Genomic DNA, 22,541 nt, shown 5'->3' on the forward strand with positions numbered 1-22,541 from the left:
ATTATGTCGGTTTATATGACAGAAGAAGAACAGTTAGAGGCAATTAAAAAATGGTGGAACAAGTATAGTAATGTGATTACTGTGATCTTGTCGTTAGTGTTATTAACTGTCGCAGGTTTTAAATATTGGAACTGGCATCAGTCTAAAATTAGCATGCAAGCATCCAATGCTTACGAGCATCTTATGGTTGCTTTTTCTAACCAGGATAATAAAGGGGTACGCTCCTACGCTAACCAACTCATGAATGAATACAGTGATACGGTATATGCAGATGCTGCTCGTTTGGCTTTAGCCAAGCTCTTTGTTACGCGTGAAAAATATGAAAAGGCTAGAGAAAATTTAGACTATGTAGCTAAAAATTCAAAAATGACAGCCCTGAAGCAGGTTGCGAGAATTCGTATTGCGCGTTTGTTTGCTGCAGAAAAAGCGTATGATAAGGCGCTTGCCGAACTAACTACTATTGATGATATGGCTTACATGCCTGTCGTTAATGAGTTAAAAGGTGATATTTATGCGGCTACAGGAAAATACCAACAAGCGATCGTTTCATATAAAGAAGCGATTACGGAAGTGCGAACAAATGGTATGGGTAACCTTTTCCTTGAAATGAAAACAAATGAATTGGCTGCCCTTACTCAATCCATGAAAACAAAAAACAATGCTTTACAAGCTGCTTGATATAAAGAGGTCATATGTTGCTTATTAACAAAAAATTGGTGGTTTTAGGCGTCTGCGCTTTATTACAAGCCTGCACACAGGTTGATGATTATATGCTGGGTAAGGACAACACACCCACACCAACGCCTTTAGAACCTCTTAAAACCAAGGTAAGTTTAATTGAAAAATGGTCGGTTCCTGCTGGTGGAACCCAAAAAAATAACTCTAATTTAAAGCTAAAACCAGAGATTAGAGGGAATATTATCTACACTGCTGACACAAGCGGTATAGTACAAGCTGTTGATAAAAACTCTGGTAAAGTGCTTTGGTCAAAAAAACTGGATAGCGGAATAGTAAGTGGTCCAACTGTTTCTGAGGGAGCTATTGCGGTAGGAACTGACACATCAAATATTATTTTGTTGAAACAGGTGGATGGAAGTGAGTTATGGCGAAATAAAGTGTCTGGAGAAGTTTTGTCCAAACCCGTTATTGCCAATAATAAAGTCATTGCCAAAACTATTGACGGTAATCTGTATGCTTTCGATATTGTAAAAGGCGAAAAATTATGGATCTCTGATCATGGAGCCCCCAGTTTAATTTTGAAAGCGAGTTCTTCACCGGTTATTTTTGACAATAAGCTGGCTTTGGTAGGCTATTCTGATGGTAGAATGGATGCTGTTGATCTCCAAACGGGTCGCCTAGTGTGGCAACGCAGTATCGCCTATGCAAGCGGTGCAAGTGATGTCGAACGCTTGGTAGATATTGATGCAGACCCCATTGTTCGTGGACAAGTCGTTTATCTCGCCAGTTACCAAGGTTATGTCGGTGCACTATCTCTAACTGATGGACAGTTTATATGGCGTAAACCAGCATCTGTTTATCGAAATATGACGATGGATAGTAAAACAGTGTTTTTAACTGATAGTGATGATGTTATTTGGGCTATTAACCGCCAAAATGGTCAAGTTAACTGGAAGCAGGTAGCACTAAAAGCTCATGGGCTTACTGAACCAGTGCTAATGGGGAATCGTTTAGTGGTTGGAGACAAGACCGGCTATCTACACGTTCTCGCAACCGATAGTGGCAATTTGATCTCACGTGCGCAACTAGGCAGTGCGATTAATACGGCTCCTTCTGTTATTGGTAACAATATTTACGTAATGGCCGCTAATGGTAAATTAAGCCGTTTTTCTGTGAGTTAAATTAATGATTCCTGTTATTGCTCTTGTTGGTCGTCCTAATGTAGGAAAATCGACACTGTTTAATCGATTAACCCGTACTCAGGATGCCCTCGTTGCAGATTATCCTGGTTTGACACGCGATAGGCAGTATGGTCAGGCTGAGTTTGAAAATAAGCCTTTTATTGTGATTGATACCGGTGGAGTTGGTGTTGATGATTTAGCCGTTGATGCCTTGATGTCAAAGCAATCAGAAACAGCTTTGGACGAAGCAAGTATTGTTTTGTTTTTAGTTGATGGTAGAGCTGGGTTAACCGGAATTGATGAAAATATCGCCCAACGTTTACGTAAGATTAGCAAACCTGTTTACCTGATTGTAAATAAAACTGATGGCTTAGATGAAGAAATAGCCTGTTCCGATTTTCAGTCTTTAGGGTTCAGTGAAGTACATCCCGTTTCTGCAACTCATGGTCGTGGTATGCATGCTTTATTGCAGACTTTAACCAAAGATTTTGAGCTGCCCGTTGAAGAAGAAAATTCAGATTTCAAGGCAATTAAAATTGCTTTTGCTGGTAGACCCAATGTTGGTAAGTCCACGTTGATTAATCGTATCCTGGGTGAGGAGCGGGTTGTTGTCTATGATATGCCTGGTACTACCCGTGACAGTATTGCTATTCCATTTAAGCGCGATGAAAAAGAATACGTTTTAATTGATACAGCTGGCGTACGTAGGCGTTCACGTGTTGATGAGAAAATTGAAAAATTTTCGGTAATCAAGACACTGCAGGCAATAAAAGAGTCTCATGTTTGTATGATGCTATTAGATGCCCGAGAAGGACTAACCGACCAGGATATGCACTTATTGGGTTTTATCATTGAGTCAGGTAAAGCCCTGGTTGTAGCAGTCAATAAATGGGACGGCTTGGATGAGGAACATAAAGAACAGGTTCGTGCGGAACTGGATCGTCGCCTGCATTTTGTTCATTTTGCCAAAATTCGTTTTATTTCTGCTTTGCATGGTAGTGGTGTTGGCCTATTATTCAAGGATATTGAAGAAGCTTATGCATCGGCAATACAAGCATTTTCAACACCAAAATTGACCCGTTTACTGCAAGATTTAGTTAGTCAACATACGCCGCCTATGGTGCATGGTCGAAGAATTAAATTACGATATGCTCATACCGGTGGTCATAACCCGCCACTTATCGTTATCCACGGTAATCAGTTGGATTCTTTGCCCGATAGTTACAAGCGTTATCTCACGAATGCCTTTGTGGCTCATTTAGGTTTAGTCGGTACGCCTTTAAAGCTTGAATTTAAAGGTGGCGGCAATCCGTTTAAAGATAAAAAGAACAAATTGACCGAACGCCAAATCAAGAAGAAAAAAAGGCTTATGAAACGGGTTAAAAAGAGGTAATTTCATTAAGTGTAAAGTATGAAATGCGACTACATTTATTTTTAAAGCAAAAAAAAATTAATCCTTGCAGTTTTTGATCTCTAACGATCGTTAAAAAAATAAAGAGGGTTATATACTCATGCTGAGCACTTTCCCAGGGAGAAAGATCCCAATATCTATATTTTGTTCCGTATCGTTAGAACATCGCAAGGAGCATGATGCACTACGGCATGTGCTGTACTCCCCAGAAAAGCTGGCAGTGCGTTTGGGCTATGACTGCCAATAATTATGAGTCCGCATCCTAAGGCTTTTACTTTATCCAACACATTCATTTTGATTGAGCCTATTTCAACATGTTGTTGCTCAGGGGGGATACCAAGTGCTTCGCCCAAAACATTCATAACGGCCTGTGCGTCATCTTTAACCGGACTATCAAACTCAGCAAACCCAAGTCCCTGTGCCAGCTGTAGGCTAGGTGGGGGTTCAATGACATGCAGTAAGTGAAGGGTCGCTCCAAAAAGATGAGCAATTTTTACGGCCTGCTTACACATATCAAAATGGTTTTCACTCAAATCGGTTGCATGCAGTATAGATGTATACACGATTCCCTCGCTTAATAACTGCTTGATATCGTAAGTGTAGTTTATGAACAGGAAAAACAGAAATGAATTTTATTGCTTGATTGTTGAGCAATATTTGCTCTCTTTAATAAGCATAGAAAGATTGCTGTTAGCCATTACTACAGGCTTGGGGAATAGCTCAAGCAAAGGGACAAAAACAAAATCGCGCAAATGTAATCTTGGATGTGGAACAATTATTTTCGTGGAGTTAATTTTTCTTGTGCCAAATAGCAAGATATCGATATCAAGTGTACGTGAGCCCCAACGTATTTTTCGTATACGACCTTGCTGACGCTCTATTTTTTGGCAGAACGTTAGTAATTGTTCAGGAGTCAAGCTCGTTTGCAGAGCCACTACGGTATTGTAATAATCTGGTTGTGCTTTTCTTCCCCAAGCACTACTGCGATAAAAACTTGCTACTTTGGTAACCTGTGTAGATGGCAAAGTTCTTAAAGCGTTTAGAGCTCGTCGTAATTGACGTTGGGGAGAGCGTAGATTGCTTCCCAATCCTAGATAACAGGAAATCATTCAGGTGTTGCTGCTTTTGGTTTGCGACGTTTTCGTGATTTGCGTGGAGCGGCAGGGGCAAGGGCTGCAATCATCTCAGTTTGCTCGTTTTCAGATGCGTCCTGAAAGGTAGTCCACCATTGCGCCAGCTCGAGTTCTTCGTCACCAGCAAGAGCTCGCAAAGCGAGAAAGTCATAGGCAGCACGAAATCTTGGATGCTGCAATAAATTAAAGGCACGTCCACCTAAACGTTTTGGAAAACGATATTGCAAAAGCCACATTTCTCGCATGATTTGGCTAAATCGTTTGGGAATTGTTATAACTTGATTTTGTTCAACAATAACCTGTGACATTGCTTTTTCTAAAGCAGGCAGAGGATCTAGTCCTTCTTCTTCCTGCAACAGTGCAGCTCTTGCTTGCAAAGGAAACCATAGCAATACCGCAAATAAGAAAGCGGGTGTAACAGGCTTGTTATCCCTAATGCGGGTATCCGTGTTTTCCAATGCTATTCCTATTAAGGCATTCACAGGATAGTGACTATCCATTAATTTTGCTGTTTGGGCGAAAAGATGAGGAAATAAACCATGCTGAATTAATAAACGATGCACGTTTTCAGCTTCGCCACACTGGTATAGTTTAGTCATTTCATCAAATAGGCGTGAACCAGAAACATGGGTAATTAAATAACTTAAGTGGGGCAGAGGTTCAGCTGTTTCGGGAGCGAGGCTAAAATGCAATTTAGCGCTAAAACGCACTGCACGCAGCATACGTACGGGATCTTCCTGATAACGAGTTGTTGGGTCCCCAATCATACGAATGATATGCTGATTTACATCATTGACGCCGCCAGTGAAATCAACAATCGAAGAGTCATCAATATTGTAATAGAGTGAGTTAATAGTGAAATCACGGCGCCAGGCATCTTCATCGAGAGTACCATATACGTTATCACGGACCAGCATGCCTCGCTCATTAGTCAATTGATTTGCTTCAATAACTTCATCTGCACCTTCACTGCCTCGGAAAGTGGCTACTTCAATAATGTCGCGGTGAAAAATAATATGCACAAGTTTAAAGCGTCGTCCTATAATACGGGCATTGCGAAATAATTTTTTTATCTGGTTCGGTGTTGCGTTGGTTGCAACATCAAAATCCTTAGGTACTTTGCGCAACAAAAGATCACGTACACTACCGCCAACTAAAAAGGCTTGAAAACCAGCACTATTAAGGCGGTTCAAGACTTTAAGTGCATTTGCACTGATATCGGTTTTTGATATATGGTGTTGGCTGCGTGGAATAATATAACTGGCATCAACAGGTGATTGGCTCGCCCTGGATTTACGTAGCAGCTTTTTGATTAACTTAATGATTTAGTCACCTGTATAACTTGTTTATCGCGCGTTAGTATAGCTAAGATAGGCTAGAAAGTGAATCATTTACCTTTGGATAACTTCGGGTGACAATAAGACTGCTGATATTGATATTTTAAAGTGATGATATGGAATTTTTAGATATACTTTTAAGCCTTTCTGCGCTGGTTATTTTAGAAATAGTATTAGGCATAGATAATCTTGTTTTTTTGTCTATTTTGACAGAAAAATTACCGCGCGAACAACGTAAAAGCGCCAGAAGATGGGGGCTAACTTTTGCCTGGATGACTCGAATTGCTTTGCTTGGCTCAGCTGTTTGGTTGGTAAAATTAGTACATCCGTTGATTTCCTATGGAGAATTTTCTTTTTCTATACGCGACTTATTTTTATTCGCCGGCGGCGCTTTTTTAATAGCGAAAGCAACTCAGGAAATTCATTATGAAGTAGGGGAAGACAAGACGGAATTGCAGGCTAAAGGTCCTAAACACCCTACGTTTAAAGTGGTTGTTTTTCAAGTTGCCGTTATGGATATTGTTTTTTCTTTGGATAGTGTTCTTACGGCAATTGGCCTGACTACTCGTTTTTGGGTGATGGCAGCTGCTATCACTTGTGCGATCTTAGTTATGATTTATGCGAGTGAACCTGTAAGCCAATTTATAGATAAGCATCCAACAGTTAAAATGTTGGCCTTAAGTTTTTTGATTTTAATTGGTATGGTTTTAGTCGCTGATAGTTTCTCTTTCCATGTACCACGGGGTTATGTTTATTTCGCTATGGGCTTTTCTTTAAGTGTTGAAGTGCTTAATATTGTTCGGCGTTCTCGTCAACATAAACGAAAAAACAGGTAATAGCCCATGTTAATTATCAAGGCACTTCATATAATCGCAATGGTCGCTTGGTTTGCCGGTCTTTTTTATTTACCACGTCTTTTTGTTTATCACGCTGATACAAGCGATCAAATATCTATTGAACGTTTTAAAATTATGGAAAAGCGCTTGTATTATGGAATAACTTGGCCTGCCGCCTTATTAACAACGGGATTTGGTTTAGCACTGATTAGCTACAATTGGCAGTACTACTTAAAAGCAGGTTGGATGCATGCAAAAGTGAGTTTGGTGATTTTATTGTGGCTTTACCATCTGTTTTGCGGACATTATGTTAGGCAATTTGCACAGGAAAAGAACGAAAAAAGGGCAAGGTTTTACCGGATCTTTAACGAATTACCGACTTTATTTTTGTTGAGTATTGTTTTCTTGGTAGTACTCAAGCCATTTTAGCCGTGAGCTGGCAGGCGCTTCACGGCAGGGAAAGGTCGTTAATTAAGGACTAATCGATTTCAACCATTTCAAAGTCTTCTTTACCTGCCCCGCAATCAGGACAGAACCAGTTTTCAGGTACTTCCTCCCAACGCGTGCCTGCCTCAATGCCATCTTCAGGCCAACCTTCAGCCTCATCGTAGATAAACCCACATATAACACAAATGTATTTTTTGTAATCTTGCATATCTGCTGCTCAATATTTTAAAGGGGCTAATTTAGCTATTGACTGCGCTAATGTAAAGTCTAAATTTGTTATAATTTTTGTCAGCCCCCTAAAAAGACTGTAGAATAACAGGTTAATTCTAGACGATGGAGTGGTCATGCGGAGTTCTCAACAATTATTTGCGCAAGCGCAAACCATTATTCCTGGCGGTGTCAATTCTCCTGTTAGAGCTTTTAAAGGCGTTGATGGCGATCCAATCTTTTTTAAACAGGGGAAAGGGGCTTATTTAATTGATGCAGATAATAAACATTATATCGATTATGTAGGATCTTGGGGGCCTCTCATTTTAGGGCATTGTCATCCTAGTGTTGTTGATGCAGTTAGTATTGCCTTGCGTAGCGGTATGAGTTTTGGTGCGCCAACTGAATTGGAAGTCAGGCTTGCACAAAAAATAACAACGCTAATGCCGGCTATTGAAAAGATACGTATGGTTAATTCTGGTACAGAAGCAACAATGACGGCTATTCGATTGGCACGTGGCTTTACCGGTAAAAATAAAATTATCAAGTTCAATGGCTGTTATCATGGCCACAATGACAGTTTACTTGTAAAAGCAGGTTCGGGCTTACTGACTCTTGGTATTCCTTCTACGCCAGGCATACCTGCCAGCATAACTGAACATACACTCACTGCTGACTTTAATAGTCTTGAACAAACAGCCAAACTGTTTGAGCAATATCCTGATGATATTGCTGCAATTATCATAGAGCCTGTTGCTGGCAATATGGGTTTTGTATTACCAAAACCTGATTTTCTGCAAGGACTACGTGATTTATGTGATGCTCATGAAGCTTTATTAATTTTTGACGAAGTAATGACTGGATTTAGGGTTGCTTTAGGTGGCGCACAGAAAATATTTAATATCATTCCTGATCTCACAACGCTTGGTAAAGTAATTGGTGGTGGTATGCCTGTTGGAGCAGTGGGCGGCAAGGCTGAGATTATGACTCATTTAGCGCCTGAAGGGCCCGTTTATCAAGCTGGCACGTTATCAGGTAATCCTTTAGCGATGGCTGCTGGTTTAGCGACCTTGACTGAATTGGAAAAGCCAGGATTTTACGAACGACTTTCTGCTAATACAACTGCAATGGTAGAAGGATTGGCTGAGGTTGCTGCTTCATTTAATATTCCATTTTGTCATTCCTCCTTGGGTGGTATGTTTGGTTTTTGTTTTAATCGTAAAAAACAAGTTTTTGATTATGCGGATATTGCTTCTTCGGATGAAACTTTATTTAAACAATTTTTTCATGGTATGTTACAAAAAGGAGTTTATTTCGCGCCATCTATGTACGAAGCAGGTTTTGTGTCTATTGCTCATCAAAACGAAGAAATTCAATTGACACAGCAAGCTGCGGAATCAGTGCTGGCAAGCCTCACGGAGATCAGAGCTTGATGAAAAAATACCATGTTTATGGTGTAGGAAACGCCCTATTGGATAGGGAAGCAAAAATTGATGAGCAGATTTTAGAAGATTTTCAGATAGAAAAAGGAGTCATGACTTTAACAGATGAACTAACGCATCATCGCTTGATGACAGCATTAGCTGATTCGTTTTGTCATAGGGGATGTGGCGGCTCTGCCGCCAATACAATGATTGCACTCAGTCAGTTTGGTGGGCGTGGTTATTATAGTTGTAAAGTTGCTAGTGACGAGGCTGGTTATTTATTTTTACATGAGTTACAAGCCCTCGGTATTGATTGTAATTTAACTGTAAATAATCTGTCGTCTGGGATAACTGGGCAATGTCTTGTACTTGTCACAGAAGATGCACAACGGACTCTGAATACACATTTGGGTATCTCAGAAACTTTATGCCCAGAGGCTTTGGATTTAAAAGCGATTGCTGCAGCGCGATATATCTATCTTGAGGGTTATTTAGTTACTTCACCCACCGCTAGAAATGCTTTGTTAACTGCGCGACGGTATGCAAACACTGTCAATACAAAGGTTGCTTTAACCCTGTCTGATCCAAATATGGTTCGTTATTTCAAGAATGAATTACTATCAGTAATTGATGGTCGAGTTGATCTTTTATTTTGTAATGAAGAAGAAGCTCTTTTATTTACTCTAACGGATAATTTAGAGGCGGCCATTGGTTTGCTACAACCTTTAGCAAACCATTTAGTGATTACTTGCGGAAGTCGTGGGGCTGTTTTAGCTATAGATGGTGAAATAATGGCCATTCCAACAACGCCTGTATTGGCTGTTGATACGGTAGGAGCAGGTGATATGTTTGCTGGTGCTTATCTCTATGCAATTACTCAGGGGTATGCTCCGCAGTTGGCTATCGATTTGGCCAATAAGGCAGCGGCTCAGGTTGTTAAACAATATGGTGCCCGTTTGGATAATAGACAGGTTAAAATAATTAAAGAACAATTTACATCAAATAATTACCATTTTGCTGCTCCCGGTCACTTTGGCACAAGCCAGCTGGTTGAAATGGAAGTTGAGTCTTAGTGAATTCGCCCAAGATGCAGGATTATTGTTCTATATAAGCTTTCAAGATTAGCTATTTGAGTAATTTCTTTTGTAGATGGTCTAATGACCAGTTATCTATCCTTCCATGTTTGATAAGTTAGCTACACTTAATAAAGTAAGGTAATTAAAGATAGAGTTATGAATTGGGATTTGTTTGATAAAGTGTATCAAGAACCCTACCAGGAAATTCTAGCTCCTGGTGCTGTAATATTACATGCCTTTACTCTTTCTATGGATCGTTTAATTCTGGCAGATTTGAAGAAAGTTATAGATGTGGCTCCGTTTCGGCATATGGTAACGCCTGGGGGATATACCATGTCAGTTGCCATGTCAAATTGTGGAGCTTTGGGTTGGATAACGGATGAAAGTGGATATCGTTATGAATCAATTGATCCTTTAAGTGGAAAAAGTTGGCCACCAATGCCTCATTCATTTGTAAAGCTCGCAATATCAGCTGCTTTGCAAGCGGGTTTTAGTAATTTTATTCCAGATGCTTGTTTAATCAATCGTTATGAACCAAAGAGCCGGCTTTCTTTACATCAAGATAAAGATGAAAAGGATTTTACTGCCCCAATTGTCTCTGTGTCGCTTGGCATTCCTGCAATATTTTTGTTTGGTGGTTTTAAACGAAGCGATAAATTACAACGCTTGCCTTTAATGCATGGAGATGTCGTGGTTTGGGGTGGCCCCGCCAGACTCCGTTATCATGGTATCTTGCCACTCAAAGATAATGAGCATTTTTTAGTCGGTAGATACCGTTTGAACCTTACTTTTCGTAAAGCCGGCTAGGCTCTGTTGAACTTTCTACTATCTCAATCAAAAAGCGTCAATTTATTGCGCTTCGCTGTTCATTTACTATTAATCAACGCTTTTCGACTTAAACTAGCGAAATGTCAAATTTTTTATGATTTAGATGATTGATGGTTTTCCAGAATTTTAGTGGCTGTCTTTTGAGCAATAAATGCTTCCTCATCCCCTCGAATGACTAAAATGGGTTTACCAGAAGTCGAGATAATATGGCATTTTTCATTCCCACAACTGGCGTTGGCTGTAGAATCTAATTTAAAATCCAAGTGCTTGAGTGGCGCGACAACCAGCTCACGAATTAAAGCAGCGTTTTCACCTACGCCACCGGTAAAAATTAATGCATCCAGGGCGGCAACTTGGCTACTGTAAGCACCAATTGTTTTTTGAATGGCATAAACATACATCTGAATAGCGAGTTCTGCGGTCTTATCACCTGCTAAAGCATTTGCTATGAGTCTACGCATGTCATTTTCACCCGCAATGCCTATTAGTCCACTTTGTTTATTTAAGAAGATATCAACTTGTTGGGCAGTCATCCCCCCTTGCTGCTGTAAATATAAGGGAATTGCCGGATCGATGTCTCCGCAACGTGTACCCATTATCAAACCTGCTAAAGGGGTCATTCCCATTGAGGTATCAAAGGATTGACCTTGCTTAATTAAGCAAGCACTTGCACCATTCCCTAAATGCAAAGTAATAAAATTGCAGTCCTTTATTGGTTTTTGCAAATAGGTTGCTGCCTGGTTAGCAACATATTCATGATTGATACCATGGAATCCGTAACGTTTAATTTGATAACGATTCGCAATCTCTGAATTAATTGCGTATTGGCGAATATGTTGAGGCATCGTATGATGGAAGCCGCTATCAAAGACGGCGATATGTTGAGCCTCTGGGAAATATTGTTGGGCGAACTCTATACCCAGAGCATTAATCGGATTATGAATTGGTGCAAGATGAGCAAGCTCTCTTATTTCTTTTAATATTTCTGGTGTGATAACCGTTGGTTCGTAATAACGCTCACCCCCATGGACAACACGATGACCAACACCTGTAATCGGGTGATCTTTAAGGTCATGGTGTAATTTGTCCGCCAATGAGTGAAATGACTCATCATGCGCTTTAAAATTTTTTTTGATGGTTTCTTTACTGTGCTTATAATGGTGCCAAAGGCATTCAGCTTCACCAATTCCTTCAATTAATCCTGATAACAGGGGAGTAACTTGCTGGTTTTCAACTTGGAATGCCTTATATTTAATAGAGGAACTTCCTGCGTTGATCGTTAAAATATACATTATTTATCCCCTTGTGCTTGAATTGCAGTAACGAGAATAGTGTTGATAATATCTTGCGGTGTGCAGCCTCTACTTAAATCGTTGACTGGCTTGTTTAAGCCTAACAATACCGGGCCAATTGCCAGAGCGCCACTTTCACGTTGTACTGCCTTATAAGTGTTGTTCCCCGTATTAAGATCAGGAAAAATGAGTACAGTTGCATCACCGGCAAGTTTGGAATGAGGTAGTTTTTTTGCAGCAACCTCAGGATCGACTGCTGCATCATATTGTATAGGTCCTTCTGCTAACAAATCGGGTTGTTGTTTTTTCACAATTTCCATAGCCTTGGCTACTTTCTCCACACTTTCCCCTTTACCGGAATCACCCGAAGAATAAGACAAAAGCGCAACCTTGGGTTCTATGCCCAAATTCTTAGCGATTTGGGCGGCCTGAGCAGTAATTTCAGCAAGTGTTTGGCTATCAGGTTCTGGATTGATAGCACAATCACCATAGATTAAAACACGTGCAGGCATGCACATAATGAAAATAGAGGATACCTTGCTGACGCCAGGTTTAGTTTTTATGATTTCCAAAGCTGGTCTGACGGTATCTGCCGTAGTATGTGCTGCTCCGGAAACCATACCATCTGCATCACCACAATAAACCATCATTGCAGCAAAATAATTAATATCAGTCATTCGCTCAAGGGCAATAGGTAAATTAACATTTTTATGTTGACGAAGCTGGTAATATTGTTGAGCGTAGCTCTCTCTCTTTGCGGATTTTTCAATATCAATAATTGTTGCATTTGACAAATTCAAATCCAGACGCTTGGCTAATAAATTAATCTTTTCAGTTTTACCTAAGAGCGTAATCCTAACAATATTACGTTTTAGTAAGTGATCTGCAGCAATGAGTATTCGGGCATCATCACCTTCGGGAAGAACAATATGTCGTTTTAACTGTTTTGCCCTATGAATTAATTCATAAAGAAATACGGCTGGACTTAATTGTGGTTTAACTGATTTATCACTAAGTAATTTTGTCAAGGGTTCATGTAGATAAGGACGCATCGTTTCTATGGCTGTTTTCACTTTATCTGGATTAGACTCACTTAAACTAAATTTTGCAGAAAACAGTGTGGTAGCAGTTTCATAGGTTTTAAGCGCTGTTAGTAAGACCGGAAAGGGGTGATCGAGGCCTGCGAGAATTTCACAAATGGCAGTTCCGGGCATTTCACCTCCGGTTAGAACAATACCGGCTATTTTAGGATAATAAGCAGATTGGTCGGCCAGCAGGGAGCCTAAAAGAATATCAATACGATCATCGGGTGTGATAATAAGCATACCGCTTCTATCCAGACGTGATTGCAAGAAATTACTGACAGTCTTGGCTGCTATCGTAAATTGTCTTACAGGGCGGTGTAACTCGCTTTCGCCACATAAGATTTTAGCATCTAAAGTGGTCACTATATCGCGAACAGAGGGGTTAGCCAGAGATTCAAATTCGGGAAGAATGGCTGTAAATGCCAGTTTGGGTAACTGCTTGTTAAAAAGCTCCGATGCCTCAATTTCATCAGAAGGAGACACTCGGTTAATAATAACCCCTACAACACGTGCATGTGCTTTTTTGCTCACTTCCAGAGCAGTCTTTAGGATAGAAAGCGTATGATCTAAAGTTCTATCTTTAGCCGAAACTACTAAGACTACATCGCAATTTAGCTGATGTGCGAGTGTTAAATTAAACTGATATTCAAAAACATCATTGTCACTTTCAAAATCACTGCCCTCAAAATAAATCAAATCATCCTGGTTTTGAGTTTTGGTTGCTTCTAATACCGCTGAAAGTAAATCTTCAGGTTGGGTGCGCATAAGAGCAATGGCTTTGTTTACATCCATGATCGGTGTCAGAGACTGTCCTGCTACTGCTTGTAGTAATGGAATTTGCGATTCATCTGACTCCGAAAATAACTTAAAACATTGGATAGAGTTTTGCTGTTCTTTAAGCGCTGATAAAAAACCCAACGATACAAACGATTTTCCTGGTCGCTTTTCTATGCCAGTTAAGTAAATTTTTTTGTGCATGGTTAAACCTCAAACACGTTGATTATTAACTACAGGGATCAAATCTAAAGAGCGATCGAAGCAGCAAAACTATTGTTCTAAGTCTTGTATTGTAAAGAAATTGTAGAGTTTTGTATAAAAAATATTGCAATAAAACTTCAATTTGTAAAGAAATTGCAGGTTTTTGTAATAACTTTATTTGATCGGTCTTTTTCGCATAGACAGCTAAAAATTGCCATGTCATATTCGAGGTGAATGTAGCTAGCAGAGGAGGGCATCCAATGTTAAGAGTAGCTAACAAAAAAATAGTTTGGAATAGGTTGCCGCAAGGAGTAGTTCCCCTGTTTTTCATTCAAGTTTTTGCGACCTTGAGTTTTAGTGTGCTTTATTCGACGCTAGTTTTGTTTATGACTGGTAAACTTGGTTTATCCATTAAATTAGCTAATAGCGTTACAGGTATATTTGTTGCCCTGAACTTTACTTTACACCTATTGGGTGGTTATTGCGGTGGGAGATTTTTCTCAAATCGAGCGCTGTTTTGTTTTAGTATGTTTGCGCAAATTGTTGGCTGTATTCTATTAGCCAGTATCAATGCAGCTTACCTTTATTATGGTTTAGCCACTTTTCTAATTGGCTGTGGTCTTAACGTTGCTTGCGTTAACTGTATGCTGACACAACGTTTTAAACCCCAAGATCAACGCCGTGAAACCGTTTTTTTGTGGAATTATGCAGGAATGAATATTGGTTTCTTTATCGGGTTTAGTTTAAGCGGTTATTTTCAATTATCACAAAATTATCAACGCTTATTTTTATTGAGCAGTTTGGGTAACTTGGTTGCTCTTTTTATTTGCTTATACTGTTGGCACAGTTTAGCTGATCATGAAACTGTTTATTCGCGTCTTTCTAGACAAAAGCAACGACAAGCTTCTTTTATTGGCATATTGGTTATTCTTTGCTTGCCTTTGCTTCTCAGCCAATTGATCCATTCTGTCAATTGGGCAAATAAGTTGGTTTTGTTTACTGGTGGATTGATGTTAGCTGTTGCTTGTTGGCTCGCATTCCAGCAAAATGTTATGGATGCACAAAAAAAGATGCTCGCTTTTGTAGTGTTGATGTTAGTGAGTACGGTGTTTTGGATGTTGTATCAGACCGGGCCTATGGGTTTAACCTATTTTATCGATAACAATGTTGATCGTAATTGGCTGATGATGACCATCCCTCCACAATGGTTTCAGAATATCAATACGTTAAGCATTGTTATCGGTGGGCCATTATTAAGTTCATTATTGAACCATCTGCGTTCGCGTGGCATACCTATCAATGTTCCTGCACAATTTGCCTGGGCCTTATTGTTAATTAGTTTAGCTTTTATAATACTCCCTGTAGGGATAATCAGTGCAAATTCGGTTGGATTGGTTGCCCCGGGATGGATCTTTCTCAGCTTTATTCTCCAAAGTGCCGGGGAATTGCTTATTGCCCCTATTGGTTATGCGATGGTTGGCGCGCTGATACCTAACTCTTTACAAGGCGTGATGATGGGCATGTGGATGTTGAGCACCGGTGTAGGGGCAATCTTATCAAGCTATAGTTCTAATTGGATGATAGGCGGGCAAGACAGTATTTCACCTGTACTCACTAATTCCAGTTATAGTCGTGTATTTTTAGAGCTAGGCTTAATTGCTCTAGTTGCAGCTTTGTTATTGTTTATTCTAAGACCACGGCTGTGCAAATGGATTGAAAATATGCAATCCGAAGTAATTAATGAAGGAAATGCAGCGGTAGTTAACGACTCTGTTATAATCACTCCCACGCGTTAATTTTCGGCATAGCTTGGCTTTGTTACGAAATCATTCTAGTGTGTGCTTGTGAGTAATCCTTTTATCCCAATTGAAACGGCAGATTTAATGTGGTGCGATGGTTTGCCGTTTTCTACCCGATTTAATGACATTTATTTTTCTAATGAAAATGGTTTGTTAGAAGCGGAACATGTTTTTATTACTGCGAACAACCTCATAGAGCGCTGGCAACGTTTAGCCACTGAGGGAAGTGGTTCTTTTGCAATTGCAGAAACAGGTTTTGGTAGTGGCCTTAATTTTTTATTAACTTGGTCGCTGTGGCTTAAATATGCTCCTCAGCAAGCTCGCTTGCATTTTATCAGTTGTGAGAAATTCCCTTTGCGGCGAGAGGAGCTTGCTCGTTGTTTAGCTTTATGGCCGCAATTAAAGAACTTAGCATTGGTTTTACAGGCAGATTATCCCATTTTAACGCCAGGTTTTCATCATCTACAGTTTGAAAATGGCAGAGTCAATTTAACGTTGATGCTTGGAGATGCTAGCCAGTGTTTTCATCAACTTTTAGTCTGTGGGGATGTTAAACTTGAAGCAGAATTAAGGGCAAATCATATTGATGCCTGGTTTTTGGATGGTTTTGCACCGGCAAAAAACCAGCAGATGTGGAGTGAAGATCTTTTTCAGATAATAGGGCAATTATCTAAACCAGGAACAACGCTTGCTACCTTTTCTGCTGCAGGTGTTGTTAGAAAAAATTTGCAAGCGGTTGGTTTTGAGGTCAAGAAAATCAAAGGCTTTGGCCAAAAACGTGAAATGGTTGTTGCTACATTTAAAAAAGCAGAGTTCGCCTCTTCTCCAAGAGCTCGGGTTACACCTTGGCAAAGCGATATTCCCAGAGTTGTCAATGAGAAGAAAGCCATTGTTTTAGGTGCAGGATTAGCTGGGTGCTATCTCGCTCAAGCTTTGGCGAAACGAGGCTGGCAAGTTACTCTAATTGATGCTCAGAGTGAAGTGGGTAATGGTGCATCAGGGAATACCCAGGCAGTTTTATACCCAAAATTATCTGCTTATCGCTCACCTTTAACTCTATTTATGCTAAACGCTTTTCTTTTTGCTCATCGCATTTATAGCCAATTACTTCGTAAACATGATATTGGTAAATTGTCGGGGATTCTGCAACTCGCCTTTAATGATAGAGAGCAGGCTTCACAGCTTAGTTTAGAGAAATGGTTGGCTGCTTATCCTGAATTGGGTGTTCTTGTAGATCAAGAGTGTGCTACGGAAGTTGCTGGTATTCACTTAAATACGGGTGGTTTGTTTATCCCTCACTCTGGATGGTTAGATTCACGCGCATTATGTAAAATATTTTCTCAAGAGGAAGGGATCAATTGGATTCCAGACACAGCAATAAGAGAATTGGTCTTTAGAAATGAGCAATGGCATGTAGCAGGGCATCAGGCTGAAGTATTAATCATTGCGAACGGTAATCAAGCGAATCAATTTAGCCAAACATCTTTTCTACCACTGAAATCAATTCGTGGTCAAATGACAATGATCAGATCGAACCTCCATAGTGAAAAATTAAAAATACCCTTGTGCGGCGATGGCCATGTTTTACCAGCAAATAAAGGTATGCATGCCATTGGAGCAACTTATCATTTAGACGCTACTAAACAAACTTGCTATGAAGATGATAATAAGAGCAATCTGGCAAGGTTGGAAAGAATCCCTGCAGAAGTAGTTTGGTCTGGTGCAGTGAGTGACAATTGGGCTGGTGTGAGAGCAGCTACTACTGATTATTTACCTTTGGTCGGTCCTGTGCCTGATGAGCAGCTTTTTAGAGCGCGCTTTGCTGATTTAGCAACGAATGCTAAGCGTTGGTTGCCTACTCCCGGTGTTTTTCATCCCGGTTTATTTCTGTGTGCCGGTTTTGGTTCGCGGGGGCTAACCACTGTTCCACTTAGCGCTGAATGGTTAGCATCACTGATTAACAATGAACCCTGGTTTCTTCCTCGTACCTTAGTACAATCGTTATCGCCAGCCCGTTTTTTACGTAAAGAGTTAACAAAAAATTTGCATCAAGATTAAGATTCATTTTATGGCCTATACTTTTACAGTATGGGCAAAGGAATTGGTCAAAATTATCAAGCAACTTGTAAGATAGGAATTTTGAACTATAACTTTATATCAATAATTAATCAGGAGTAGCCATGAAGGCAAAAGTAATTGTCTACACGGAGCAGAAAGAGGGTAATGAAAATTTTGAATTAATGGCTGGTCATCTGTCTTTAGTGATGAGTATACTGAATAGAATGGATTCAACTCAGTTAACACAAGATTTACTTATGCATTTAACTGAATCTTCTCATTTTCTAAGGGAAAGTCTCGACTTGGCTGACAATCAATCCAGGCAGGTCACGAAACAAGCATCTATTCAACCAGCGATTCTACAAGCGCGACATTAAAACTGCTATATGCTTTGCTTTTTTTCTTCCTAAAGAAAGCAAAAAAACAAAGCATATTTATTAATCAATCAAATAAGCAATTGCTCAAGCTGCTAGTGACAGTTTAATCTTCCCTGTTTTTTTTTGACCCTGTTAACATATCTTTTTCAAAGAGTATGAAATAAGCGAAGAAGAGATTTTTTAACAATGAGCTGCATTAGTGATTGATTAGACTTAGATCAAAAAAACAGATAAGTAACCAGGGGAGAAGTGAGAGTATTGCTTCTCTGGCATGAGATCGTTACTCTTCGAACCCACATACGTTAGTCAATGGGGTAATCCGTGAACAGCATTGAAATTTTTCAAATTGATTCTTTTACTGATAAAATTTTTCACGGTAACCCCGCTGCAGTATGTCTGCTCAATGATTGGCTCAATGATGAATTGATGCAGGCAATTGCTGTTGAAAATAATCTTTCGGAAACCGCTTTTATTATTGAGGATAAAAGCGGTTTTCATATCCGTTGGTTTACACCGAGGGGGGAAATTAGTCTTTGTGGCCATGCTACTTTAGCCGCAGGTTTTGTTTTACATGAGCTAGGTAAATGTTCTAAAGATACGGTTCATTTTTCGAGTCCAAGTGGACTTCTTTCTGTGAGAAAAAAAAGAGGGTGCTATACCCTCGATTTTCCTCGATTAAATTTTCAATTGAGTGAGAGGCCGGAACCAATTGCAGCCTTAATTGATAAACCTTATGTGGATGTTTTTGAAAGTGACTTGGATTACTTAATTTTACTTGCAGACGAAAATGAAGTGTTGCATGCTCAGGTAGACCTTAATGCTTTAGTCAAATTACCTAAACGTGGATTAATTCTGACATCTCATTGCAGTGATGCAGATTTTTATTCACGCTGTTTTTACCCAAAGCACAATATCGCAGAGGATCCGGTCACAGGTTCAGCTCATTGTGTTCTTGGACCTTTTTGGGCTGAGCGCCTCAATAAGAAGATCTTGCATGCTATCCAGGGTTCTTTCCGCAAAGGGGAGCTCACTTGTGAAATCCATGACGGGCGGGTTCATATTTCAGGTCATTGCACATGGTATTCAAAAGGGTATTTGGTTATTTAATTATAAGTCTTAGCCTCCAGGAAGATGAATTTGTACATTAAAGGTAACAACATGTCCCATTTGGATTGGTGTTGAAAAAATTACCTGATTGAGATAGCCTGCACCAACGTTCAACCATTTTGACGCTTGTTGATCAAGACCAATCGATAATCGATTTTGATCAATGGTTTTAGTGGAAAGCCAGGCTGGCCGGTTAAAGTTGATAAAGAACTCATTTGAACCAACAAGGCTAATATTGGTTGTAATAGGGTGGCTAATAAGAATGCGCTCTCTAAATCGATAACCCCATTGATCAGAGCCTTTGCTTTTGCGTTGTTCAATGCGTGATCTAAAGGAAATTTTATTGGAGTTCAGTGTTTCATTGTAAATAACATCTTGCCATAAGCGAAACTCCTGATTTTTGGTATCTTCATCTTGTGCAGTGGAGAGCCAACCTGTCCCTAACCAAAAAGCCCATTGTGAGGAAGCATTATAACCGCCGCTAAATCGCGACAGGAATTGTTCAAGTACTCTAGGATCGTTAACAAGGCGCACTTGTGGTTCAATTTGATAGGAAAATTTGCCAATATTCGTATTTAGGCCAAGAATTGACCAGAATTTCTCTGTGGTTTGCATAGCTGGCGAAGTGGGAGAAAAAAAAGCTAGACCCGATATAAGCAGTAAATAAAGAAAGCGTGAGAGATTCATTGGGTTGTAGAGTACCTTGTCGTTCATGCCTTTATTTAGGGTTTATTGCCAGAGCCTACTTTGCTTAACTTAACAAAAAATTTATTAAAAGCACATGGCAGGACCGAGATAATTGTTCTAAGCTGAAAAAGCTGACGTTTTAGACAGACACTAGGGGTGCTGTTATTTCATAAGCGTACCCCCTCAAAATAAGGATAGTTATTATGGACACATGGAACAGTGTAATTTTTATGAAAACCAACAAACCCTGGTCTGATTTAAGCACAATGGCCAAATGGGATGGTGTAGAAAAAATGTGGTCCACTACAGGGGAGTGGGACTGGTGTATCAAGCTGGATATGAAAAATTCTTCTCCTGAAAAAACAGAAGCCTTCGTTGCGCGTATGCGTGATGGCCATTGGGCAACTGAAACCAAAACAAATTGGTGGAAAGAAGTATCTGCAAAATAATCGTTTGCCCGGATAGTGTTCCGGGCTTTGATTCAGCCCTTCTTCTCGTCGTAAATCATCGTTCTATCGTTAAATAGCTTGTTTTTCCACAGGTTTAGCAGTTGCTATCAAACTGCCAGCATGATAAAAATGCCATTCACAATGTCAAGGAGTGAATATTGATGTCTATGGGAAAGCGCTTTAGAACGCTTGTTCAAAATCATTCACCATTACAAATTGTCGGAACCATCAATGCTTATTCTGCAATGCTTGCTGAATCAGTTGGCTGTGAGGCAATTTATCTATCCGGCGCAGGTGTTGCCAATGCCTCTTATGGTTTGCCTGATTTAGGCATGACTAGTCTTACTGAGGTGTTAGAAGACGTTAGACGAATCACTCAAGCCTGTTCTTTGCCTCTATTAGTTGATGTTGATACTGGCTGGGGGCATGCATTTAATATTGCGCGAACTGTACAACTAATGGAGCGAGCTGGTGTTGCCGCCATTCATATTGAAGATCAAGTGCTCGCCAAGCGTTGTGGACATCGTCCCAATAAAGCGATTGTTTCAATGGAGGAAATGGGCGATCGTATTAAAATAGCAGTAGATGCGCGAGTTGATGACAGTTTTGTTATTATGGCACGGACTGATGCCTATGCTGTTGAGGGAATGAATGCAGCGATTGAGCGAGCTCAATTCTGTGTTGAATTGGGTGCTGATATGATTTTTGCGGAAGCAATGACAACACTTGAGGAATACCAGAGTTTTAGTAAACAGGTTAAAGTGCCTATTCTGGCCAATATCACTGAGTTTGGTAAAACACCGTTATTTACCAGGGATGAGTTGGCTAAGGCTGGTGTGCAACTTATTCTGTATCCTCTGAGTGCTTTTAGAGCTATGTCACAAGCTGCTTTACTGGTTTATAAAGCAATTAAGGAACAGGGTACACAGAAAGGCTTGCTGGAGAGCATGCAAACACGTAATGATTTGTATGAGGTACTGGGTTATCACGATTACGAAAAAAAATTAGACCAATTGATGGAGGGTGAGGATGGTCAATAAAGCAGCAGGAGGATTGGCTGGAGTAATAGCTGGACAATCGGCCATAGCCACTGTAGGGCTGGCTGGAAAAGGGTTAAATTATCGTGGTTACTCCATTGATGATTTGGCTGAGCATGCAACGTTCGAGGAAGTGGCTTATTTACTTCATTATGGTAAGTTACCTACAAGTTCAGAGCTCGGTACTTATACAAAAAAATTGGTTGGTTTGCGCCATTTGCCTAATACATTAAAGACTGTCTTGAAATTAATCCCTAAAAATACTCATCCAATGGATGTATTGCGTACTGGTTGTTCAATGTTAGGTACCTTGGAACCAGAAGAGGATTTTGCTCAGCAATATGATATTGCTGATCGACTGCTAGCCTTATTCCCAGGCATGATGTGCTATTGGTATGCCTATCATTTTAAAGGGAAAGAAATTAGTGGTGAAAGTAATGAAGACACAATAGGCGGTCATTTTCTTGAACTGCTCCATGAGCGTAAGCCATCTAAGCTGGAAAGTGACATGATGAATGTTTCCCTGATTTTGTATGCTGAGCATGAATTTAATGCCTCCACCTTTGCTGCTCGCGTTACGGCCGCTACTCTGGCTGATTTTTATTCGGCTATCACTTCAGCAATTGGTACTTTACGTGGTCCTTTACATGGTGGAGCAAATGAAGCTGCAATGGAGTTGATTGAACAGTTTAAAAGCCCAGAGGAAGCTGAACAACGTTTAATGGAAATGCTGGCCAATAAAGCGAAAATTATGGGTTTTGGCCACCGTGTCTATAAGGATTGTGATCCTCGGTCAGATATTATTAAGGCATGGTCGTATAAATTAGCTGAATCCAAAAACGATCTATTGTTATACAGGGTTTCAGAAAGTATTGAAGCGGTAATGCGGCGTGAGAAGAAATTATTTCCAAATCTTGATTTTTACAGTGCGTCAGCTTATCACTACGGTGGTATACCGACCTTTTTGTTTACCCCTATCTTTGTGATGTCAAGGATTACCGGTTGGTCAGCACATGTTTTTGAGCAACGTGCAGATAATCGTTTGATTAGGCCAACTTCCGAATACACTGGACCTGATGCTAGAAAATTTATTCCTATTGAGCAGCGAGGATAA

22 protein-coding genes are annotated in these 22,541 nt (G+C 40.0%); 15 read left to right on the top strand and 7 right to left on the bottom strand.

Going from position 1 to position 22,541, the window contains the following annotated elements:
* Positions 1-3 precede the first annotated feature (3 nt).
* Genes Lfee_RS15555 through der form a run of 3 tightly spaced genes read left to right on the top strand, consistent with a single transcriptional unit; the run spans position 4 to position 3,252 of the window.
* Positions 4-678, top strand: a complete 675-nt coding sequence (locus Lfee_RS15555) for a YfgM family protein (protein WP_058447889.1) — start codon at positions 4-6, stop codon at positions 676-678.
* 14 nt (positions 679-692) lie between these two features.
* On the top strand, positions 693-1,859 hold the full coding sequence (bamB, locus tag Lfee_RS15560) for an outer membrane protein assembly factor BamB (protein ID WP_058447890.1): 1,167 nt from the start codon (positions 693-695) through the stop codon (positions 1,857-1,859).
* A gap of 4 nt (positions 1,860-1,863) precedes the next feature.
* Entirely contained in the window at positions 1,864-3,252 is a 1,389-nt protein-coding gene (gene der / locus Lfee_RS15565) for a ribosome biogenesis GTPase Der (protein ID WP_058447891.1), read from the top strand.
* Between the two features lie 155 nt (positions 3,253-3,407).
* Here der and Lfee_RS15570 read toward each other — a convergent pair whose 3' ends face one another.
* The 3 genes from Lfee_RS15570 to pcnB form a co-directional block, all read right to left on the bottom strand.
* Positions 3,408-3,833 (bottom strand): universal stress protein, encoded by a 426-nt coding sequence (locus Lfee_RS15570; RefSeq protein WP_058447892.1) that lies wholly within the window; start codon positions 3,831-3,833, stop codon positions 3,408-3,410.
* A 69-nt stretch (positions 3,834-3,902) separates the two neighbouring features.
* Positions 3,903-4,379: a 2-amino-4-hydroxy-6-hydroxymethyldihydropteridine diphosphokinase gene (folK, locus tag Lfee_RS15575; RefSeq protein WP_058447893.1), complete on the bottom strand. Its 477-nt coding sequence runs from the start codon at positions 4,377-4,379 to the stop codon at positions 3,903-3,905.
* The gene (gene pcnB / locus Lfee_RS15580) at positions 4,376-5,707 is read right to left on the bottom strand and encodes a polynucleotide adenylyltransferase PcnB (protein ID WP_058447894.1); all 1,332 of its coding nucleotides are present in this window, start codon (positions 5,705-5,707) and stop codon (positions 4,376-4,378) included. The genes folK and pcnB overlap by 4 nt, the downstream gene beginning before the upstream one ends.
* Positions 5,708-5,856: 149 nt before the next feature.
* On the opposite strand from pcnB, the gene Lfee_RS15585 reads away from it, so the two are divergent.
* Both Lfee_RS15585 and hemJ read left to right on the top strand, forming a co-directional pair.
* Complete coding sequence (locus Lfee_RS15585) at positions 5,857-6,576, top strand: TerC family protein (RefSeq protein ID WP_058447895.1); 720 nt, start codon at positions 5,857-5,859, stop codon at positions 6,574-6,576.
* 6 nt (positions 6,577-6,582) lie between these two features.
* Positions 6,583-7,005: a protoporphyrinogen oxidase HemJ gene (gene hemJ, locus Lfee_RS15590; RefSeq protein WP_058447896.1), complete on the top strand. Its 423-nt coding sequence runs from the start codon at positions 6,583-6,585 to the stop codon at positions 7,003-7,005.
* Between the two features lie 49 nt (positions 7,006-7,054).
* Here hemJ and Lfee_RS15595 read toward each other — a convergent pair whose 3' ends face one another.
* Entirely contained in the window at positions 7,055-7,231 is a 177-nt protein-coding gene (locus Lfee_RS15595) for a rubredoxin (protein ID WP_058447897.1), read from the bottom strand.
* A 136-nt stretch (positions 7,232-7,367) separates the two neighbouring features.
* Here Lfee_RS15595 and hemL point away from each other — a divergent pair, with 136 nt between their 5' ends.
* The 3 genes from hemL (at position 7,368) to alkB (ending at position 10,537) form a co-directional block, all read left to right on the top strand.
* Positions 7,368-8,663: a glutamate-1-semialdehyde 2,1-aminomutase gene (gene hemL / locus Lfee_RS15600; protein WP_058447898.1), complete on the top strand. Its 1,296-nt coding sequence runs from the start codon at positions 7,368-7,370 to the stop codon at positions 8,661-8,663.
* A complete protein-coding gene (locus Lfee_RS15605; RefSeq protein ID WP_064088280.1) occupies positions 8,663-9,727 on the top strand; it encodes an adenosine kinase in 1,065 nt (354 codons plus the stop codon). The genes hemL and Lfee_RS15605 overlap by 1 nt, the downstream gene beginning before the upstream one ends.
* Before the next feature lie 159 nt (positions 9,728-9,886).
* A complete protein-coding gene (alkB, locus tag Lfee_RS15610; RefSeq protein WP_058447899.1) occupies positions 9,887-10,537 on the top strand; it encodes a DNA oxidative demethylase AlkB in 651 nt (216 codons plus the stop codon).
* 113 nt (positions 10,538-10,650) lie between these two features.
* Here the strand turns inward: alkB and Lfee_RS15615 are convergent, their stop codons facing one another.
* Together Lfee_RS15615 and pta are read right to left on the bottom strand one after the other, a co-directional pair.
* The gene (locus tag Lfee_RS15615; RefSeq protein ID WP_058447900.1) at positions 10,651-11,850 is read right to left on the bottom strand and encodes an acetate/propionate family kinase; all 1,200 of its coding nucleotides are present in this window, start codon (positions 11,848-11,850) and stop codon (positions 10,651-10,653) included.
* Positions 11,850-13,913 carry a phosphate acetyltransferase gene (gene pta / locus Lfee_RS15620; protein ID WP_058447901.1) on the bottom strand — a complete coding sequence of 688 codons (2,064 nt, stop codon included), beginning with the start codon at positions 13,911-13,913 and terminating at the stop codon, positions 11,850-11,852. The genes Lfee_RS15615 and pta overlap by 1 nt, the downstream gene beginning before the upstream one ends.
* A gap of 260 nt (positions 13,914-14,173) precedes the next feature.
* Here pta and Lfee_RS15630 point away from each other — a divergent pair, with 260 nt between their 5' ends.
* The 4 genes from Lfee_RS15630 to Lfee_RS15645 all read left to right on the top strand — a co-directional run bounded on the left by Lfee_RS15630 (position 14,174) and on the right by Lfee_RS15645 (position 19,254).
* Complete coding sequence (locus Lfee_RS15630; protein ID WP_082646673.1) at positions 14,174-15,709, top strand: peptide MFS transporter; 1,536 nt, start codon at positions 14,174-14,176, stop codon at positions 15,707-15,709.
* 48 nt (positions 15,710-15,757) lie between these two features.
* Positions 15,758-17,770, top strand: coding sequence for a bifunctional tRNA (5-methylaminomethyl-2-thiouridine)(34)-methyltransferase MnmC2/FAD-dependent 5-carboxymethylaminomethyl-2-thiouridine(34) oxidoreductase MnmC1 (gene mnmC, locus Lfee_RS15635; RefSeq protein WP_058447903.1), 2,013 nt, complete (start codon positions 15,758-15,760; stop codon positions 17,768-17,770).
* Positions 17,771-17,892: 122 nt separating this feature from the next.
* On the top strand, positions 17,893-18,147 hold the full coding sequence (locus Lfee_RS15640; RefSeq protein ID WP_058447904.1) for a hypothetical protein: 255 nt from the start codon (positions 17,893-17,895) through the stop codon (positions 18,145-18,147).
* A gap of 321 nt (positions 18,148-18,468) precedes the next feature.
* Entirely contained in the window at positions 18,469-19,254 is a 786-nt protein-coding gene (locus Lfee_RS15645) for a PhzF family phenazine biosynthesis protein (RefSeq protein WP_058447905.1), read from the top strand.
* A gap of 9 nt (positions 19,255-19,263) precedes the next feature.
* Here the strand turns inward: Lfee_RS15645 and Lfee_RS15650 are convergent, their stop codons facing one another.
* Positions 19,264-19,968 (bottom strand): DUF2490 domain-containing protein, encoded by a 705-nt coding sequence (locus Lfee_RS15650; RefSeq protein WP_082646674.1) that lies wholly within the window; start codon positions 19,966-19,968, stop codon positions 19,264-19,266.
* Positions 19,969-20,144: 176 nt separating this feature from the next.
* Between Lfee_RS15650 and Lfee_RS15655 the strand changes: the two genes are divergently transcribed.
* The 3 genes from Lfee_RS15655 to prpC all read left to right on the top strand — a co-directional run bounded on the left by Lfee_RS15655 (position 20,145) and on the right by prpC (position 22,541).
* On the top strand, positions 20,145-20,390 hold the full coding sequence (locus Lfee_RS15655; RefSeq protein WP_058447907.1) for a hypothetical protein: 246 nt from the start codon (positions 20,145-20,147) through the stop codon (positions 20,388-20,390).
* A 161-nt stretch (positions 20,391-20,551) separates the two neighbouring features.
* Positions 20,552-21,430 carry a methylisocitrate lyase gene (gene prpB, locus Lfee_RS15660; RefSeq protein ID WP_058447908.1) on the top strand — a complete coding sequence of 293 codons (879 nt, stop codon included), beginning with the start codon at positions 20,552-20,554 and terminating at the stop codon, positions 21,428-21,430.
* Positions 21,420-22,541, top strand: coding sequence for a bifunctional 2-methylcitrate synthase/citrate synthase (prpC, locus tag Lfee_RS15665; protein WP_058447909.1), 1,122 nt, complete (start codon positions 21,420-21,422; stop codon positions 22,539-22,541). Before prpB ends, prpC begins: the two co-directional genes overlap by 11 nt.

The organism is Legionella feeleii, assembly GCF_001467625.1.
In the GTDB taxonomy this organism is placed as follows: domain Bacteria; phylum Pseudomonadota; class Gammaproteobacteria; order Legionellales; family Legionellaceae; genus Tatlockia; species Tatlockia feeleii.